The 1,502-nt window shown below is 48.6% G+C and carries 1 protein-coding gene; it reads left to right on the plus strand.

Translation table 11 applies throughout. The features are described from left to right. Nucleotides 1–80: 80 nt before the first annotated feature. On the plus strand, nt 81–1,229 hold the full coding sequence (locus tag AC1DUA_RS37130) for a transglutaminase domain-containing protein (RefSeq protein WP_477504490.1): 1,149 nt from the start codon (nt 81–83) through the stop codon (nt 1,227–1,229). Nucleotides 1,230–1,502: the final 273 nt, after the last annotated feature.

Here is a 1,502-nt window from a genome sequence, read left to right on the forward strand (position 1 = left end):
ATGCCGCAGTGAATGCTTTCATTGAGCAAGCGAAGAAAAACGCAGGTTAGTAGAAAAATGAGTAGGGATGGTGAGCGGTCATGACGGATATTTCCTGGTTCAAAGCCAATTCAATAAACTTCATATCCATTGTGATTGTGCTCACTTTCGCAGGATCTGTCCTTCAAGGTTTTCTCCGGGGCGGGTCTGGGTCCGCGAAATATCTGCTCTCCATGCTCGTGGAGGCGGTCGTCGTCATCTTGTCCATGTTCGTTGCATGGAAAGGCGTACAGCTCGTTTCACCTTTGATTCAAACCTGGCTGAAGGCTCAGAATTTGCAAGTGCCATCCGTAGAGATTAGCGCGCTCAAACAAGCGTATTATACGGCTTTGACAAGCATTCGTGATTTCCCGTTACTGCGTTTTGGCGTTTTATTTTTACTCGGTTATATAATTGTGAAGCAGCTTCTGAACCTGTTGATTGACCCGTTGATCGGACATTGGCTGGCTCATCGCGACCCTTATCGGGAACGCAGCAATTCGTTTATCTCCTCGGTCTCTGGGGGGGCTATCGGCTCCGTAGCCGGTTTCGCGCGAGCGCTCATTCTCATTGCCGTTTTGTTCATCTATGTGACTTTATTCCCGCATTCCATGGTGACCCCTTATATCGAGTCCTCTCAGATGTATCAAAAAGGAGCGAAGGAAGTCATTTCCCCTTTCACGGGAGATTTCATAGCCGATAAGGTGCCGGTGTTTACCAGGGCGGTGGAGCAGGAATTCACGAACATTTTACAACGGAAATATGAAGTTCTGGATGCAAAGGTGCCTGGCAACATCGTAGATGCGGCCAAAGAGGTAACCGCCAGTGGCACGACAGACGAAGAGAAAGCGAAGCTGCTGTACAAATGGGTGGGCAGCCGGGTCCAGTACGATTGGGATAAAGTGAAGCTGTATGAAGAACAGCGCATTTGGAAGGAACAGACACCAGAGGATACGTTCAACACCCGCGAAGGGGTGTGTATCGATTATTCAAGGCTATACGCCCAAATGGCTAGAGCTGTAGGTCTGGATGTTAAGGTCGTAACGGGCCTTGGCTATGACGGGCAGGGCAGCTACGGGCCTCACGCTTGGAACGAAGTGTACCTGAAAGAGTCCAAKATGTGGGTGCCGCTGGATTCCACTTGGGTAGCCAGTGGGGGCAACTGGTTCAATCCGCCAAACTTTGACCAAACGCATATTAGAGATGTTTAACCCTATTTAAGGTTAATAAAAGGAAATAATGTGCCTTCTCACGGAGATCCGGGGGAGGCTTTTTTGTGGTTTTTCTCATCCTTTAGTAAATGTGGTAAACTAATAGGGTGCTATTTTTGAGAACATGAAGGAGTCTGTATGTCTAAATCCATTCAGGAATACCCAATGATTTACTTAGATGCCGGGGACACGCTGTTAACGATTCCCGCAGCCCAAACGATTCTGAAACAGTACCTGCAGCTGCGCTCAGTGGAGCGGGACGAGGCTCATATC

It is taken from the genome of Paenibacillus sp. 01T422, assembly GCF_056398785.1.